The sequence below is a fragment of the Arthrobacter tecti genome (assembly GCF_054511355.1).
In genome coordinates, this window is record NZ_JBTNCT010000015.1 from 35,582 (window position 1) to 50,675 (window position 15,094).

The window sequence follows — 15,094 nt, forward strand, 5'->3', positions numbered from 1 at the left end:
AAGGCAGCGGCGTTGGCAGATCCAGGTAAGCAGGACGGGCTGGATGCAGTCGATCGCCGGATCGTGCAGGAACTGCTGGCCGACGCGAGGATCACCAATGCGCAGCTTGCTGAACGGGTGGGCGTTGCCCCCTCAACTGCACTGCTGCGAACCCGTCAACTCTCCGAGCGGGGTGTCGTGAGCGGCTTCCATGCCGAACTGAACCTGCCCGGTGTCGGCAGGGCGGTGCAGGCTCTGATTTCCGTTCAGTTGAAGGGCCATAACCGCGAGGAGATCGATCGGTTCACCTCGCGGATCACAACGCTTCCCGAGGTGGTTTCAACCTTTCACGTCTCGGGCGCAGTAGATTATCTGCTTCATCTGGCGGTGGCTGACACGGACGCACTTCGGGACTGGGTACTGGACTACCTGACCACCGACCCCGTGGTGGGCCACACGGAGACAACCCTGGTTTTCAACCACATAAAGGGAAATCCGGGACTGCTGCCCTGACCAGCCGCTCAGAGCCAGAGGCCCGAGTGGCGTGTTGCGGCCACATCGCGGGAATGCTCTTCGTAAGTTGCGTGGCGTGCGGCGGTTGAATGTCCTGCTGCAAGCTGTTCGCCGGCGCTGACCAGCCAACGGCCTACAACGATGAGCAGGGCATCGAAGCCCGCAGGACGGGCCGGGCTGGAGTATCCGGTAAGCGCAGTCATGGTGTCTTCTCTTTTCGTGCGGGGGGCTCAGGAAACTGGCCCTGGATAATGGGGAAAGTGTTGAGGTGAATCTGAACGGCCTTGGCATCCGGATTGTCGTTTGCCCCGGGCCGGTACTTTTCGAACAGTTCGCGGGATACGCGTATCAGTTCATCGGAGAGCTCGGCCAGTTGTTCGACCGTCAGGCGGGCGTTAAGGGTGGAGATCACCGAGGCCTCAAGCCACTCATCAGGCAGCACGTGCGGACCACGTTCCATGTAGTCCTCCAACAGGGCTGCCCTGTTGTGGCTGAACTCCCGGTTCACGATCGCGGCGACGTCCCGGGTACCGGGGTCATGGGCGATCTCGCTGGAATACAGGCTGAGGGCCCCCGGCGGGCGCTCCCACCAGCGTTCGCGCGCGGATCCCTTACCCTCCACCTCGCGCACAAGCTCATGTTTGGCGAGCTGCCTCAGGTGGTAACTGGTGGACCCGCTGGACTCCCCCAGCCGGGCGGCCAGCACGCTGGCCGTCTGTGGACCGAACTGCGAGAGCGCATTGAGGAGCTGAATCCGAAGCGGATGGGTGAGTGCCTTCAAAGCGCTGACATCTACAGTACGGTCGGCGGGCTGACTTGAGTCCATAACCCATAGATTACAGTTGCAAAGATTACTTTGCAACACTTTCTTTGCAATGACTTCTTTGCATCTACGACCGCTTCTAAAAGCGCGCCCTCAGGCTCGGCCCGCGCGCCAAACCAGCACGGCCATCCCGGCGCTCGCAAGGGCGATCACGCCCGCGAAAAGTGACACCGCAGCGGATAGGCCCACAACATCTACCGCCAGCCCGAGGCCCAGCACTGGCACCGCGCTTCCGAGATAAGTAATCACATACACCGTGCTGATGATCTGTGCATGCTGTGCGGCCTCCACTTTCAGGGCAACCTCATTGAACACGGTCCGGAACGCCGTTCCCTGCCCGGCTCCCGCCACTATGCACGCCGCCACGAGGAGAAGAACGCTGCCCGTCGCACCGGCAACAGGAATGAGAGCCGCCCCAAGGGTCATGGCGGCCAGGCCGATCGGCGCAGAATGGCGCACCCGCAGCGGAAACAATTGGCTGACTGCCGAAACCGCGAGCACCAGTCCCGCAAGCAGCCCGATAACGGGACGACCGGCGTCGTCCGCGATCTGCGCGAAGTAGGTGGGGGCAAGACTCAGCGCAAAGCCGAACAGGGAGAAACTCAGGAAACCGATGGCTGCGGCGATCCAGAAGGCCCGGGCCGCCTCCCGCGACACCGTGGGCCGGCGCGGCTTCAGCGCCGAGAGTGGACGCCCCGCAGGCGCATTGATTGCGGGGCGTGCATCAAGCAGCACAAGGGGAATCAGCAGGAGCAGCAGGAAGATGGCATAAATGCCGAACGGCAGTCGCGTGGGCTCAGGAAGCAGCGAGAGCAGCCCGCCGATCATCGGACCCGCCGCAACACCGCCGGCCGAGGCCACCAGGGTGAACCGGGAAGCCCACTCGGGCCGATGCGGAAGCAGATCGCGCAACGCTGCGGCACTGGCCCCCGTCGCGCAGGCCACGGCCGCACCCTGCAGGCAACGGCCAAGAATCAGCATCGGCAGGGAGGTCGCAGCACCGAACACGACGGCGCCGACCACGCCCGTCCCAACCGCAAGCACGAGCGCCGCCCTTCGCCCGATGTGATCGGACCAGTGGCCAACCAGCAGCAGTCCGGCCACGAGCACGAAGACGTAGGCCGCGAACGCCGCAGTGGTGTCAAAGGCACTCAGCCCGAGATTGGACCGGATCAGCGGATAAAGCGGCGTGGCGAGGTTCGCCCCGACAAGGAGAGTGGCGATGACGACGACGGCGAGCACCAGCCGGGCGCTGACGGACGCATTCCAGCGTCGGCTTTGCACCGGCGCCGGGCGCATGCGGAGTTCACTGATGACGCTCATGCCGGTCCTCTACGTGTTCCAACGTTTCCACCATTTCACTTATCAATGGTGATCGAAGACGGTTAGACCGTTGCGTCCTGAACGCATACCCTGAACATTGTGCTCAATTATCATGGGCAGAACTGCCCTGAGATGAGCTGAACGAGGAGGTGGCCATGCTCGACCGCACGGACGTACGGCTCCTGCTGGAACTGGTGCGTGACCCGCGATCGCAGGTCAGCCAGCTCAGTGAGACGCTCGGGATGGCCCGCAACACTGCGCAGGCCCGTATCCAGAGGTTGTTCCGCACAGGGATCCTGCGCCGCAGCGGGAGGGAACTGGACCTCGCGGTAATTGGCTATGACGTCGTCGCCTTCGTCACTATCGAAGTGACCCACCGCGAGCTCGACGGCGTGATCACCGCGCTGCGGAGGCTGGACCAGGTACTTGAGGTCCACGAGATATCAGGCAGGGGCGATGTGTGGTGCCGGGTCGCGGCCAAGGACACCCATCACCTGCAGTCTGCCCTTCGCTCGGTGCTGCGCATCAAGGGCGTGATTCGCACGGAGACTGTGCTGGCACTGCACGAGCACATCCCCTACCGGACCGAACCGCTCCTGGACCGGCTGCTGGCTGACAAGGCGCAACAGAAGCCAGACACGCGCCCGTAGGTTGGCGCGGCCGACTAGCCGTCGTCCTCGTCGCCGCCCCCGCCTTCACCGCCGTTGTCGTCAGCGCCATCATCGGCGTTGTCATCCGCGCCGTCATCAGCATTGTCGTCTGCGCCGTCGTCCGCGCCGTCGTCGTTATTTCCCTCTTCCTGCTGCTGTTCCTGGTCCTGGGGAACGTCCCCTGGAGCCGTGTCATCGCAGCCCACGAGGAACACTGCACTGACTGCAAGAACTGCTGCAAGCTTCTTCAGATCATTGAGCGGCATCGCGCTCTCCCTTCGGATGGATTGTTGTTCCACCCTAGGCCGAGGTGATGAGAAGAGGATTAGAACCGCAGGAAGCACGCGGATTTCTCATCTCCATCTCATGATGAGTGGGGATACTTGAGTCATGAAACGGTCGAAAGCGCATACCTGGCTCATCGCAGCGGCCAGCGCCGGGGCCGTCATCGCGGTGTGTCTGGGACTGTTCGGAGCGCTGAGGAGCCCCGGGCTGATCCCGTTGGGCCCGGCAGTGGGCGTCACTACAGAGACCCCGGAGCCTCCGGGCACACCCACGCCAACACCTTCCGAAACTCCTTCCCCGTCTCCTTCGCCTACACCTTCCAGCGAACCGCCCTCCCCTACGCCCGAGCCGACCCCAACGCCCACTCCGTCCGAAACAACCGACCCGCCCGCCGTGGTTCCGGTGCCTCCGCCCGCCACAGAGGACGGCGACGACGGCGATGATGACGGCGGGGACGACGACGGTGGCGGCGATGACGACGACGACGGCGGTTTCGACGATGAATAGGTCCAACGCCGGAGCAGACGCGGCAATCTCCGGGGCGCCCTCAACACCACCATCCTCACCGCCGCCTTCCTCCGATCCGGCGACCGGTTCAGCGCCGACCGAGGCGGAACAAGCCCCACCGGCAGGACCCCCGACGGAGCGACTGACGAACTCTCCGCCGCCTCCAGCCGCACAACCGACGATCCTCGTCAAGGTTCCGCGCGCTGTCGACACTGAGCCGGGGGCGGAAGCCCGCGGGCGTAGCCGTTTCCGGAGCAGGTTCCCCAAGGCCTGGCGCGGCTATTCGACCGTGCGCACCAGGGTGCTTGCCGCGATGCTTGCCCTCAGTGCGTTGGGGTTGCTGCTGGCCGGCGTCACCGCCTACGCGCTCCAGCGCAATGACCTCAACAACGAGATGGACGACTCCCTGACCCGGAGCTTCCAGGAGTTCGAGACACTGCTGGCCACGGGCATCGACCCAAATACTCGTGAGCCGTTCGTCGAAGCGGACCAGCTGGTATTCCTCGTCATGCAGCGGACTCTCACCGAACCCAACGAAGGAATGATGGCCGTCCGGGACGGTCAGGTGATCTTCTTCGCCAATGAGGAGGTCGACGTCCGGCTCGAGGATGACGAGGACCTCCTGAACTACGTGAGCAACCTCGCGCCGCGGAACGAGGTCACCATCGACTCAGTGAATACTGACGCCACCACCTACCGTGTGATGGTGGCGCCCGTGCAGCTTGCCGAGGACACCCAACCGACCTTTTTCGTGCTGGGTTTCGATGCCGAGGCCGAGTACGGTCAGCTCAACCGCACGTTCGGCACCTACGCGCTCATCAGTTTCGGCACACTGGTGCTGATCGGCGTCGTCGGTTTCCTGCTTGTCGGCAAGCTGCTTGATCCCATCCGCCGCCTTCGCACCACCGCCCAGCGCATCACGGACACGGACCTTTCACAGCGCATCCAGGTCACCGGCAATGACGACCTTTCCGACCTCACCCGGACTGTCAACGCCATGCTGGACCGGCTCGAAGGCTCATTCACCTCGCAGCGGCGGTTGCTCGACGACGTCGGCCACGAACTGCGCACGCCCATCACCATCGTCCAGGGGCATCTTGAACTCCAGGACTCCGAAGACCCCCGCGACGTGCGCGCGGTCCGGGACATCGCGCTGGACGAGCTCGACCGCATGCGCATGCTCGTGGACGACCTCGTAACACTCGCCGGAATATCGGGGCCCGACTTCGTGCGCCTTGAATCCATCAACGTGGGACGCCTGACGGACGATGTCATGGACAAGGCCCGCTCGCTCGGATCGCGCCGCTGGATCGTTGACGGGCGTGCCGAGGCCATCGCGATGCTCGACCCGCGCCGGATCACCCAGGCCTGGCTGCAGCTCGCTGCGAACTCGGTCAAGTTCACGGAGGAGGGCTCCACTATCGCCCTTGGCTCGCGGAGGGACGACGACGGCGTCCGGCTGTGGGTGCGGGATGAGGGCACGGGCATTGCGCGTGAGGACCAGAAGCGGATCTTCGAACGTTTCGAGCGCGGCGCAAGCAGCAAGCGAACCGAAGGTGCGGGCCTCGGACTTACGATCGTAAGTGCAATCACCGAGGCGCACGGCGGACAGGTTGAGCTGATGTCCGCCCCTCAACAGGGGTCCACCTTCACGATGGTCATTCCGCCCCTGCGCTCAACTGCCCCGGGAACGCACGAGACGAGAGGACGGCAGTGAGCCAGATTCTGATCATTGAGGACGAGGAACGGATCAGCTCCTTCGTAGCCAAGGGCCTGCGTTCCGCGGGCTATGTGCCGACCGTCGCAGACAACGGCCGGGACGGCTACCACCTCGCGCAGACCGGTGACTTCGAACTTATCGTGCTCGACCTTGGACTGCCCGATCAGGACGGCTTTACCGTGCTGCGCCGGATCCGCGAATCTAGGAACGCGACGCCCGTGATCATCCTCTCTGCCCGGAGCTCCGTGGACGACACGGTAGCCGGACTTGAAGGAGGCGCTGACGACTACATGTCCAAACCATTCAGGTTTGAGGAGCTGCTCGCCCGGGTCCGGCTTCGCCTGCGCCAGGAAACGCCTTCCGCCGACAACTCGGTACTCTCCCACAGCAACCTTCAACTCGACCTGCGGTCCCGGCGGGCACTGGTCAACGGAAAGGAAATCGATCTTTCGGCACGCGAATTCGCGCTTGCCGAAGCGTTCCTGCGTAACCCCGGCCAGGTGCTGAGCAGGGAGCAGCTGCTCTCACGCGTGTGGGGTTATGACTTCGATCCCGGCTCCAATGTGGTGGACGTCTATGTCCGGTATCTGCGCAACAAACTGGGGGCTGAGCGTTTCGCCACGGTACGTGGCATGGGTTACCGGCTGGTGTCAGAAGATACCTGAGGCACTCCGCCTCATTGTGCCCGATTCGGTCTTCACGTGGACAGACCCGGGTGCGGTTGGGGGAACGCACCCGGGTCCTTCGGAAGTGGCCGCCGGACTATCCTGCCCCAGGCTGGCCACTGGTCTGTATGCCACGATCGCCGCGGACGAGCGCCGTCGTCGCGCGCCGTACGGGTGGTCGGGTGAACTGGCTGTGGTGTTTCCAAGCATGGCTGCCCAACGTGAGAGGCGGAGGAGCCGTGCATGAGAGTGCTCTCACAAACGAGTGTCAGTTGCGGGCCGCGTTCAGAAAGGTTTCCGCAACAAACAGGCGCCGCTCCGCGTCCTGACGCCAGTGCCCGCCCGCTCGCGCAGGTGCTGCATGCTTGGCCCCGGCGACAAGGGTGAGTGCAACCCCCGCCGCGCGCGCATTCAGCGCTGCCCGGTCAACCCGCGTCTCGAAGTCTTCGGCGAATCGCGCGACAGCTGCGGGAACGTGCACGTAGCGATCGTCCAGGCAGGGAAGGACGGCAAAATGAGCCAGGAAGCAGGCGAGGTCATCAACGAGGTGTCCCGGCCCAAGGCCGTCGACATCCAGCAGGCCTGTAACGCGGCCGTCCGCGACCAGGAGGTTCCCCTCGTAGAAGTCGCCGTGGGTGGGCACCAGCGGACCAGTCGGTGCCGATCGCACAACCTGTTCCACACGCGACGCAAGCGCCGTGATCCGCTCCGCCTCCGCCGGAAGTACGGCCGCAGCGCCCTTCGCGTAGTCCCGGACACGCGCTGCCCAGGGCTGCCTCGTAGGAAGCTCCAGCGCGGCGGGAGGGAACCGTTCCAACAGCTCGACCAGTGCGAGCGGATCCAGGTCCTGCGCTCCGTCCGCCATCAGCCGTTCTGCAAGCGGCACACCGTTTGCAGCCCGGGTAACGAGGACGTCCTTCCCGGGCGAAGCGAAAGGTTGTGGCACGGGCACACCAGCGCCGTAGAGGAGCTCATGGCGGCGGCCAAGCGCAGCTGCCTGCCCGCGCCGCAGCACTTTGAGGAACATACTGCTTCCCGCTCCCTCCGCCCGCAAAACCGCGCGGCGCAACGGCCGGTAGCTCACGGTGGTGATGTCGGCGGCATCGATACCGAACAGCGCCGGACCCACCGACCGCGCGTCACTTGCCCACGGCAAACCCGGCAGGAGTGGGTCGTGCGGATGGCTCCAGACGAGGAGCTCCTCACCACGGGGTCCGGCAACCCTCACAGAGCGAGGCGGGTTCCCAGGCACCTTCGCGGTGGTCACGCAGAGGAATCCGTCCCGGACCCCGCCGTCATGCCTGGATTGGACAGCGAAGATTCCCGTAACTCCTGCGTCCGGGCGGTGGTGAATCCTAAGCAGGCGCCATCCCTGCACGGTGATGCCGAGCACCCCCGCGGCAGACTCAATCGAAGAACCGATACCGCGCCCTTCGAGGAGCGCGAGTTCGTCGGACTCGCTCATGGCGAGGGTGATTCGAAGCTCCTACGCGCGGCGGCGCTGCAGGATGTCGTCCAGATTCATACGCGGAGCGGCAGGAGTCTCGACTTTCGGGGCCACCGCACCGTTCTTGATGGGCGTCTTAGTCTGCGGCTTCGGCGCCTCCGGCAGATCAAGGGGAGCCGGATCCTCACGTTCAGCCTTGGGCGCTTCAACGTAGGTGGGCTTGGGAACCTCAACGGGCTGCCACGGCGCTCCCTGCCCGATCGCCGGGTCCCCCGCTTCTGCTGCCACGGCCAGTGCCGCAGCACGGAGCTCAGCGGCAGTGAAGGGGTTGGCAATCGGTTCGGAGGCGTCGTCGTCGGCTGTCTTGGGGTCGGCGGGCGCGCTCTCGCCATCGAACAGTTTGGTGGGCCGCTGCACGGCCGGATCCTGGTATACCGCGGAAGCGGCCGGCTGTTCGGCTGCCGGACGTGCAGCACCGGCACGACGACGACGGTCGCGAAGGGCAAGCGTGCGCAACGCCACCACGCTGGCTATGAAGAGCAGCAGCGCCAACACCGGCACAACGGAGGGGAGCACCGCCATCACGGCAAGCACGGAGGTGATCAAAGCAGTTACAACACTCACGCAACCCGCAAGGGCAATACCTAACCGCCCCCAGCGCACCCGGAACTCCGGCAACGCCGGGCCCGTGCCACGACCGGCGCCTGGAAGGACATGCCCTACGCGGCGGGATACGGAAGCGGATTCCTCTGTGCTGGACATGTTCATGACGCTCCTTTGGAAACCGGCGTCCCCGGCTGCGGTGCTGGAAAGTGCTGTAGTAATGGACCCGACGGCCGGCTGGGACACCCGACGACGCAGAAGATACGGGGCAACCCAGATAAGCCAGAGCCCGACGATCGCCGCCAGTACCACCGAGCTGTTCAGAGAGAAGTCCACTTACAAAACGTTAGGAGCAGAGTGGGCGGTGGACCCTCATTCAACGCGGTGTGTCCCCTCTGGAATCCTGGAAGTTGAGCAGCCGGTGCGAAATCTCAGCGCTGGAACGCATGCCAACGGCGGAGTAGGCCGCCCGGCGCCTCATCCGCAGTCAACGCGAAGGAGCGGTGGTCCGCCCACGAACCTGCAATGTGCAGGTAATCCTTTCGAATACCTTCATCGCGGAATCCGAGTTTACGCACCACACTGAGGCTCGCGGCGTTCTCGGGCCTGATATTGATCTCCATCCGATGCAATCCCAGTTCCCAGAAGCAATAGTCGGTGGCAAGCGCGACGGCGGTGGGTGCGATACCGCGTCCGGCGCGGTCCCGGGACACCCAGTAGCCTAGCGTTGCGGTCAGCGCCGACCCCCATACGATTCCGGAAACCGTCAGCTGCCCCACGATCGGCCGCCTGCCATCCTGCCGCTCAGTAATGACGAACGGCAGGGCGATGGCAGCACGAGCCTGCGAATTCAGCGCACGCACCATCTCGTGATAGTTGGGGAGGTAGCCGCCCGGTGCGGGGTTCGAAGCTTCCCACGGCGAGAGCCAATCCAGGTTACGCTGCCGCAACTCCATCCATTCCCGCTTGTCGCGGTGGCGAATGGGGCGAAGGAAAAGGTCTCCGGATTCCAGGGTCACCGGCCAGGCGAACCGCCCCCACATGTTTGTGGCTAGCCGTCGAGGGAACCGGTGAACTCCCGCAGCCACGCCCGCAGGTCGGGGCCGAGGTCTTCACGCTCAGATGACAGGGTGACCACTGCCTTGAGGTAGCTGAGCTTGTCCCCGGTGTCGTAGCGACGGCCGCGGAAAACCACACCGTAGACCCCGGACCCTTCACCCTCGGCAGCCGCAAGGGTCTGCAGTGCATCGGTCAGCTGGATTTCGCCGCCGCGGCCCGGACCCGTCTGCTCAAGCACGTCGAACACGCGCGGATGGAGTACATACCGCCCGATCACGGCAAGGTTCGAGGGCGCCTCATCAGCTGCAGGCTTCTCAACCAGTTCATTCACCCGGACGTAGTCCGCCCCGTCTATCGGGGAAATATCAGCACAACCGTAGGCACTGATCTGGGCGGGATCGACCTCAATGAGTGCAATCACTGAGCCACCGGTCTTCGCCTGGACCTCGATCATGGTCTCAAGCAGTTCATCACGCTCATCGATGAGATCATCGCCGAGCAGAACGGCGAACGGCTCGTCGCCGACATGGAGCCTTGCACGCAGCACGGCATGGCCCAGGCCCTTGGGGTCGCCCTGGCGCAGGTAATGGATGTCCCCGAGCTCGGACGCTACACGGACAGCGGCGAGCTTCTCATGGTCGCCTTTGTCCTCAAGGATCTGCTCGATGAAGGGCACGCGGTCGAAGTGGTCCTCCAACGAACGCTTGTTCCGGCCGGTGATCATCAGGACGTCATTGATCCCTGCGTTGACAGCTTCTTCCACCACGTACTGGATGGCCGGCTTGTCCACGACGGGCAGCATTTCCTTCGGCATCGCCTTGGTTGCAGGAAGGAACCGGGTACCCAGGCCTGCTGCGGGAATGACGGCCTTGTTCACTCTTGGTCGCTCAGTCATGGCACAACACTACAGAATCGCGCGTGTGTTCCGCGCAAGGACTACCTGCCGCGCCCGGCGGTAGAGTCGGTTTCATGGACTCTGAAGTTCGTCTCACCGGCAAGGAAGAACTCAGGCGTGCGCTGCGGGAACGACGCACGCAGGTACCTGAAGACGCCCAGCGCGCAGCTGCAGCTTCCCTGTCCAGGCACGTGCTCACCTGGCTCGCCGCAACCCCGGCTGGGGATGGTTCGGGCACCGTTGCCGCATACCTCTCCGGACCGCCGGAGCCCGGCACCGCGGAACTGCTGCCGGCCCTCCGGAACGCAGGTTACGACGTCGTCGTGCCGGTGTGTGAACCGCGGTACCAACTGAGCTGGGTGCGCTGGGAGCAGGGTGTTGAGCTGGCCAAAAGCCCTCGCGCACCGCTCTGGGAGCCTGTGGGACGCCGGTTCCGCTTCACCGAGCTGGGAAGCATCCAACTGGTGCTTGTTCCCGGCCTGGCGATCGATGTCGCCGGGAATCGACTCGGTCAGGGCGGAGGCTACTACGACCGCTTCCTGGCGCAGCTTCAGGCCGAACACGCTGGTACACCTGCGATCGGTTACCTGTACGACGAGGAGATTCTTCCCAGTGGCAGTTTTGGCGCCACAGTGCTGGACATGCCGCTTCGGGGCGCCTTCACACCGTCGGGTTACCGGCCGACCCCGTGAGCCCGCAGGTCGGCCTATTCGATGGAAGTACGTCCGTCAGTGTAGAATTGGCACTCGGACCGGCGGAGTGCCAACATTGATTGTGTCAGGGCCCTACGACGGACCGCCACCAGCGTTTTCCCAGGAGGATTTCCATGCCTACATACGCTTACGCCTGCAGGGACTGCGGCCACGCCTTTGACGTACAGCAGTCCTTCTCTGATGACTCACTTTCGGTCTGCCCCGAGTGCGAAGGGCTGCTCCGCAAGAAGTTCAATAGCGTCGGTGTAGTTTTCAAGGGTTCAGGCTTCTACCGCACGGATTCCCGCTCCACTTCGTCCTCCGTTGAGGCGGGAAGCAGCTCATCTTCGAAGTCATCGTCGGCTTCGGGATCCGGTTCATCCGACTCATCCTCGTCAACTGCGAAGCCTGCCTCCGAGTCCGCGTCTAACTCCAGCCCGTCGAAAGCTGCCGCAGCCGCATCTGCCTGAGCCCTGAAGGGCTACAACCGTAGTTCCTGCTCGGACCGGCCTGCCGCACCACTTTTCCTGCACAGCCCGCACTATTGGAGCGACTTCTCCACATAGCGCGGGCTGTTCCAGTTCCGGGGCCGGGCAGTCAATAGTGTGGTGTGCATGAGCGCATCAACCAGGCCAGCCAATCCGCTTTCGACCCGGGTGCGGTTCTTCCTCTTCCGCAAGCGGCGGTTGCTGGCCGCCGGCCTGCTGTGCGTGGCCGCGGGCGTTGCGGTCGAAGCGCACCTGCCCGCTGAAGCGGAGACCACGCCCGTGGTAGCGGCGGCCGCGGATCTGCCGGTGGGCAGCGTGATCACGGCTGACCAGCTCGCACTGGTAGACCTGCCGAAGGGGGCGGTTCCGAAGCACGCGTACTCGTCGACTGAGCTCGTGGCGGGTCAGCAGCTGGCAACCCCCGTCTACGCCGGAGATGTGATTGCCGAGAATTTCCTCGTTGGTGAGGGGCTGCTGGCGGGCACGGCCAAGGGCACTGTCGCCGTGCCGCTTCGGCCGGCCGATGCCTCGACCGTGCAGTTGCTCTCGCCCGGACAGCGCGTGGACGTTGTCCTCAGTACAGGAAACGGCTTTGAAGTCTCAGGCAAGAACACTGTGATTGCGAAGGGCCTCGCCATTCTCTGGACGTCGGAGGAACCGGCCGGCGGGCCGTTCTCTCCCGCCGGCGGTCAACAAGACGGCCTGGTTGTCGTGGCGGCCAACCCGGACGAAGCCGCAACACTCGCGGGCGCTTCAAGCAGCGGTCAGGTACACCTTGTGCTCACCGGAGGCGGCTAAGCGCCCGCGGACCCGCAACCGGTGAGTCGAGCGTTACTTCACCTAGCTCCAGTGCGGCGGTTTCTGTTCCTTCAGCCACTCGTCGTGGTTACCGTCCTCGTCGTTCCAGACGCGGGGGTCGTCTTCAGCGGCGCGCTGCGGGATGACGTCCCCGTGTGCTCCCGAAGATGTCAAGGCTGCTGAACTCGGCTGGGCGGCCGGGGAATCCTGGCGCTCGTCCTCAAGCGACTCCTCCTGCGTTTGACCTCCCCCCTCAACGGCGCCCCCGGCTGCGGGAGACTCGCCTGCGGCGCGGGTGTCTCCTGCAGCGGAGTCTCCCGCAGCGCGGGCGTCGTCTTCGGCTGGAGTTCCGTTTGGGATTCCTGTGTTCATGCTGTTTCCGTTTCCTGCAGCGGGATCGTTTCCGCCAGTGAGGCCGAGATACCGGCCGACCAGATCTGCGCAACCCTCCGGATCGGTAAAGACTTCAATTGTCCAGAGCGGCATATAGCGCCAGCCCATCCGTTCCAGAAGCTGGGGGCGCAACCTGCTGCGTTCACGCACTGTCAGCGCCCGGTAGCGTTCCGTACCGTCAGACTCGATGGCCATCGGCGGAGTATATTGATCCGCGTCATCGCCGCTGTCCCCCAGTCGGGAGCCGGTTGCCACAATGTCCAGGACACCCTCAGGATGTGCTGAGACGTTGCCGCCCCGGTTGCGGAGGCGTTCAATGAGATCGGCCACGAGCGGATCCTCGTTCGTGGAGTCGACTGGCGTTGACGCTGGCTGCTGGGCTCCGCCGGAGAGTTCCCGGCGCAGCAACTCATAGAAGTCGAGGGCGCCATGTCCGAGCCGTTCAGGGTCGAGATCCTCCGGACGGAAGCAGGTCAGCACGTGCAGGCGGTAACGCGCGCGGGTCATCGCGGTGACGAATGTTTCACGACCGCCCGACGCAGACAGGGGACCGAAGTTGTGCAGGGCCCTGCCATGCGGGGTGCGCCCGAATCCGAGCGAGAAAATGACGGCGTCGCGCGTCAGACCTGCGGCGCGATCGATCGGCACAACCCGGAAGGATTCCCTACCGGGTTTGAAAAAATCGGCAGCCCAGGGAGCATCCGCCATGGCAAAGCGCACTGCTTCCCCGACGCGCTGAGCATGCCGCGCGCTCGCCGTCACTACGGCAAGCGAGTAGCTGGGACGGGACCGAATGTGCTCGAAAACCAGGTCAACTGCCCTCGTGACCTCGGCCGCGACGCTTTCGACGCCGTCGTGATCGGCGCTCGGCATGCCTGTGCCGTCCGGAAGGTACTCCACGGTCAATGCGCGGGACGCCCCTGTCACTTCAGATCCTGACGGCAACCGGGTAAGCGAACCGCCGTAGAACCGCTCGCTCAAAAAGGAAGTCAACGCTTTGTCCACGCCGCGGTAAACCTCGCGCAGGGGAAGAGACGGCAGGACAGCACTGAGTGCGGTGAAGGCGCTAGGCAGGTGCTCGGGTGTGGCACGGCGCCCGTCCTCGACCGAGACCGTGAAGCTGCGGGGACCGTCAAGCTGGTCGTCGCCGAAGGCTATGACCTGCCGCGACCGGGCAAGCGCGGGCACAACGGACTGCAGGGAGATCGACTCCGCATCGAGCACGATAACGGCGTCGAAGGTCTTTCCCGCCGGGAGCACCAGCGGAAGAACCAGCGGGCTCGCTGCCCACACCGGCATGAGCGCGGTCACCAGTTCATCGGCGCGGACGCTCAGTGCCTCAAGGTCCGGGGCACCTTCGCGCAAAAGAGCCCGCAGCTGCTCGGCTTCAGCGGGCATGGTTTCCAGAGCGGCCCGCCAGCGTTCAGCTAGCGCCCACCGGATCCTGCCCGCGCCGGAAGCGACGTGGGCATTATCAGCCAGCCGGTACTCCGCTTCCAGCCTGCGCAGGCTTTCGCCGTCGGACATAGCGAGGTAATCATCACCGCTGATCATCGCCTCGAGTGCGGACTGCCACCACGCCAGTTCCAGTTCGCCACCGACCTGTCGGGACCCCACCTCGCGCACCGCGAGGTCATCCAGCAGCTCTCCGAGCCCATTCTCGCGCATTTCATCGATGAGGAGGGTGCGCTCGGGCAGGGTTGCGAGACTTTGTTTGTCGCGTGCCAGTGCAGCAAGATGGTCTATCAGCTTCTCCAGGGGCATCTCCGCGAGTTTCGGTGCACCCGCTGTACCTGCCAGTATCCCCGTGATTTCGCGGAGCTGGCCGTCCACCTTCCGGTAGAAACTGTTTATCTCGGCGAGGCCGGTGGGCACGGAAGGGTGCCGTTCGGTGGTGGCGTATTTCGTCCACAGGGTGCGCTGCTCCTGCACCTCGACCAGCGACTCATGCAGGTCCGCAATGTGCACGCCCGGCCGGACATACTCCTTTGCGACACGGCGCAGCCGGGAGCGTGTCATCGAGCTCATCTCGATTGTCCGCTCGCGACGCCAGGACGAGGAAGCAGTCGCTGAAATAAGGTCCGTGACCGGCCGGTCAAAGATGTCGGGAGTGAACTTGTCGAGGCTTGCCCGCACAGCGACCAGGAGATCGAGCTGTCCACCCCATTCTTCGAAGGTGGCACCGAGTTCGATGTGAGAGTGCTCGGCGACAGCACGCACCTTGTCCCGCAGCAGCGGTATGTCACGCGCAAGG

Annotated in this window: 16 protein-coding genes; 8 read left to right on the forward strand and 8 right to left on the reverse strand. The window is 64.4% G+C overall.

The window, feature by feature from the left end; translation table 11 throughout:
* Positions 1-12 precede the first annotated feature (12 nt).
* Positions 13-492 carry an Lrp/AsnC family transcriptional regulator gene (locus tag ACX80C_RS14990; protein WP_167994008.1) on the forward strand — a complete coding sequence of 160 codons (480 nt, stop codon included), beginning with the start codon at positions 13-15 and terminating at the stop codon, positions 490-492.
* An 8-nt stretch (positions 493-500) separates the two neighbouring features.
* Here the strand turns inward: ACX80C_RS14990 and ACX80C_RS14995 are convergent, their stop codons facing one another.
* The 3 genes from ACX80C_RS14995 to ACX80C_RS15005 form a co-directional block, all read right to left on the reverse strand.
* On the reverse strand, positions 501-695 hold the full coding sequence (locus ACX80C_RS14995; RefSeq protein ID WP_459327252.1) for a hypothetical protein: 195 nt from the start codon (positions 693-695) through the stop codon (positions 501-503).
* The gene (locus ACX80C_RS15000; protein ID WP_459327253.1) at positions 692-1,318 is read right to left on the reverse strand and encodes a helix-turn-helix domain-containing protein; all 627 of its coding nucleotides are present in this window, start codon (positions 1,316-1,318) and stop codon (positions 692-694) included. Before ACX80C_RS15000 ends, ACX80C_RS14995 begins: the two co-directional genes overlap by 4 nt.
* Before the next feature lie 90 nt (positions 1,319-1,408).
* Positions 1,409-2,638, reverse strand: coding sequence for an MFS transporter (locus ACX80C_RS15005; protein ID WP_459327254.1), 1,230 nt, complete (start codon positions 2,636-2,638; stop codon positions 1,409-1,411).
* A 149-nt stretch (positions 2,639-2,787) separates the two neighbouring features.
* Between ACX80C_RS15005 and ACX80C_RS15010 the strand changes: the two genes are divergently transcribed.
* Positions 2,788-3,288, forward strand: a complete 501-nt coding sequence (locus ACX80C_RS15010; protein WP_459327255.1) for an Lrp/AsnC family transcriptional regulator — start codon at positions 2,788-2,790, stop codon at positions 3,286-3,288.
* Between the two features lie 14 nt (positions 3,289-3,302).
* Here the strand turns inward: ACX80C_RS15010 and ACX80C_RS15015 are convergent, their stop codons facing one another.
* On the reverse strand, positions 3,303-3,554 hold the full coding sequence (locus ACX80C_RS15015; protein WP_459327256.1) for a hypothetical protein: 252 nt from the start codon (positions 3,552-3,554) through the stop codon (positions 3,303-3,305).
* 124 nt (positions 3,555-3,678) lie between these two features.
* On the opposite strand from ACX80C_RS15015, the gene ACX80C_RS15020 reads away from it, so the two are divergent.
* Genes ACX80C_RS15020 through ACX80C_RS15030 form a run of 3 tightly spaced genes read left to right on the forward strand, consistent with a single transcriptional unit; the run spans position 3,679 to position 6,465 of the window.
* Positions 3,679-4,080 carry a hypothetical protein gene (locus ACX80C_RS15020; RefSeq protein ID WP_459327257.1) on the forward strand — a complete coding sequence of 134 codons (402 nt, stop codon included), beginning with the start codon at positions 3,679-3,681 and terminating at the stop codon, positions 4,078-4,080.
* Positions 4,013-5,797, forward strand: coding sequence for a sensor histidine kinase (locus ACX80C_RS15025; RefSeq protein ID WP_459327258.1), 1,785 nt, complete (start codon positions 4,013-4,015; stop codon positions 5,795-5,797). Before ACX80C_RS15020 ends, ACX80C_RS15025 begins: the two co-directional genes overlap by 68 nt.
* Positions 5,794-6,465, forward strand: a complete 672-nt coding sequence (locus tag ACX80C_RS15030; protein ID WP_459327259.1) for a response regulator transcription factor — start codon at positions 5,794-5,796, stop codon at positions 6,463-6,465. Before ACX80C_RS15025 ends, ACX80C_RS15030 begins: the two co-directional genes overlap by 4 nt.
* 268 nt (positions 6,466-6,733) lie before the next feature.
* Here the strand turns inward: ACX80C_RS15030 and ACX80C_RS15035 are convergent, their stop codons facing one another.
* The 4 genes from ACX80C_RS15035 to galU all read right to left on the reverse strand — a co-directional run bounded on the left by ACX80C_RS15035 (position 6,734) and on the right by galU (position 10,469).
* The gene (locus ACX80C_RS15035) at positions 6,734-7,930 is read right to left on the reverse strand and encodes a phosphotransferase family protein (RefSeq protein WP_459327260.1); all 1,197 of its coding nucleotides are present in this window, start codon (positions 7,928-7,930) and stop codon (positions 6,734-6,736) included.
* A 21-nt stretch (positions 7,931-7,951) separates the two neighbouring features.
* The gene (locus ACX80C_RS15040; RefSeq protein ID WP_459327261.1) at positions 7,952-8,851 is read right to left on the reverse strand and encodes a hypothetical protein; all 900 of its coding nucleotides are present in this window, start codon (positions 8,849-8,851) and stop codon (positions 7,952-7,954) included.
* Positions 8,852-8,946: 95 nt separating this feature from the next.
* Entirely contained in the window at positions 8,947-9,558 is a 612-nt protein-coding gene (locus ACX80C_RS15045) for a GNAT family N-acetyltransferase (protein ID WP_459327262.1), read from the reverse strand.
* 8 nt (positions 9,559-9,566) lie between these two features.
* Entirely contained in the window at positions 9,567-10,469 is a 903-nt protein-coding gene (gene galU / locus ACX80C_RS15050) for a UTP--glucose-1-phosphate uridylyltransferase GalU (RefSeq protein WP_459327263.1), read from the reverse strand.
* Between the two features lie 74 nt (positions 10,470-10,543).
* On the opposite strand from galU, the gene ACX80C_RS15055 reads away from it, so the two are divergent.
* The 3 genes from ACX80C_RS15055 (at position 10,544) to cpaB (ending at position 12,447) form a co-directional block, all read left to right on the forward strand.
* Positions 10,544-11,161, forward strand: a complete 618-nt coding sequence (locus ACX80C_RS15055) for a 5-formyltetrahydrofolate cyclo-ligase (RefSeq protein WP_459327264.1) — start codon at positions 10,544-10,546, stop codon at positions 11,159-11,161.
* 134 nt (positions 11,162-11,295) lie between these two features.
* Positions 11,296-11,631 (forward strand): FmdB family zinc ribbon protein, encoded by a 336-nt coding sequence (locus ACX80C_RS15060; RefSeq protein ID WP_459327265.1) that lies wholly within the window; start codon positions 11,296-11,298, stop codon positions 11,629-11,631.
* A 144-nt stretch (positions 11,632-11,775) separates the two neighbouring features.
* On the forward strand, positions 11,776-12,447 hold the full coding sequence (cpaB, locus tag ACX80C_RS15065; RefSeq protein ID WP_459327266.1) for a Flp pilus assembly protein CpaB: 672 nt from the start codon (positions 11,776-11,778) through the stop codon (positions 12,445-12,447).
* Positions 12,448-15,094 lie beyond the last annotated feature (2,647 nt).

Coding starts and splice junctions, on each gene's coding strand:
- ACX80C_RS15000 (WP_459327253.1), bottom strand. CDS start 1,318: ATGGACTCAAGTCAGCCCGCCGACCGTACTGTAGATGTCAGCGCTTTG.
- ACX80C_RS15005 (WP_459327254.1), bottom strand. CDS start 2,638: ATGAGCGTCATCAGTGAACTCCGCATGCGCCCGGCGCCGGTGCAAAGC.
- ACX80C_RS14995 (WP_459327252.1), bottom strand. CDS start 695: ATGACTGCGCTTACCGGATACTCCAGCCCGGCCCGTCCTGCGGGCTTC.
- ACX80C_RS15045 (WP_459327262.1), bottom strand. CDS start 9,558: ATGTGGGGGCGGTTCGCCTGGCCGGTGACCCTGGAATCCGGAGACCTT.
- galU (WP_459327263.1), bottom strand. CDS start 10,469: ATGACTGAGCGACCAAGAGTGAACAAGGCCGTCATTCCCGCAGCAGGC.
- ACX80C_RS15025 (WP_459327258.1), top strand. CDS start 4,013: ATGATGACGGCGGGGACGACGACGGTGGCGGCGATGACGACGACGACG.
- ACX80C_RS15060 (WP_459327265.1), top strand. CDS start 11,296: ATGCCTACATACGCTTACGCCTGCAGGGACTGCGGCCACGCCTTTGAC.
- cpaB (WP_459327266.1), top strand. CDS start 11,776: ATGAGCGCATCAACCAGGCCAGCCAATCCGCTTTCGACCCGGGTGCGG.
- ACX80C_RS15035 (WP_459327260.1), bottom strand. CDS start 7,930: ATGAGCGAGTCCGACGAACTCGCGCTCCTCGAAGGGCGCGGTATCGGT.
- ACX80C_RS15015 (WP_459327256.1), bottom strand. CDS start 3,554: ATGCCGCTCAATGATCTGAAGAAGCTTGCAGCAGTTCTTGCAGTCAGT.
- ACX80C_RS15055 (WP_459327264.1), top strand. CDS start 10,544: ATGGACTCTGAAGTTCGTCTCACCGGCAAGGAAGAACTCAGGCGTGCG.
- ACX80C_RS15020 (WP_459327257.1), top strand. CDS start 3,679: ATGAAACGGTCGAAAGCGCATACCTGGCTCATCGCAGCGGCCAGCGCC.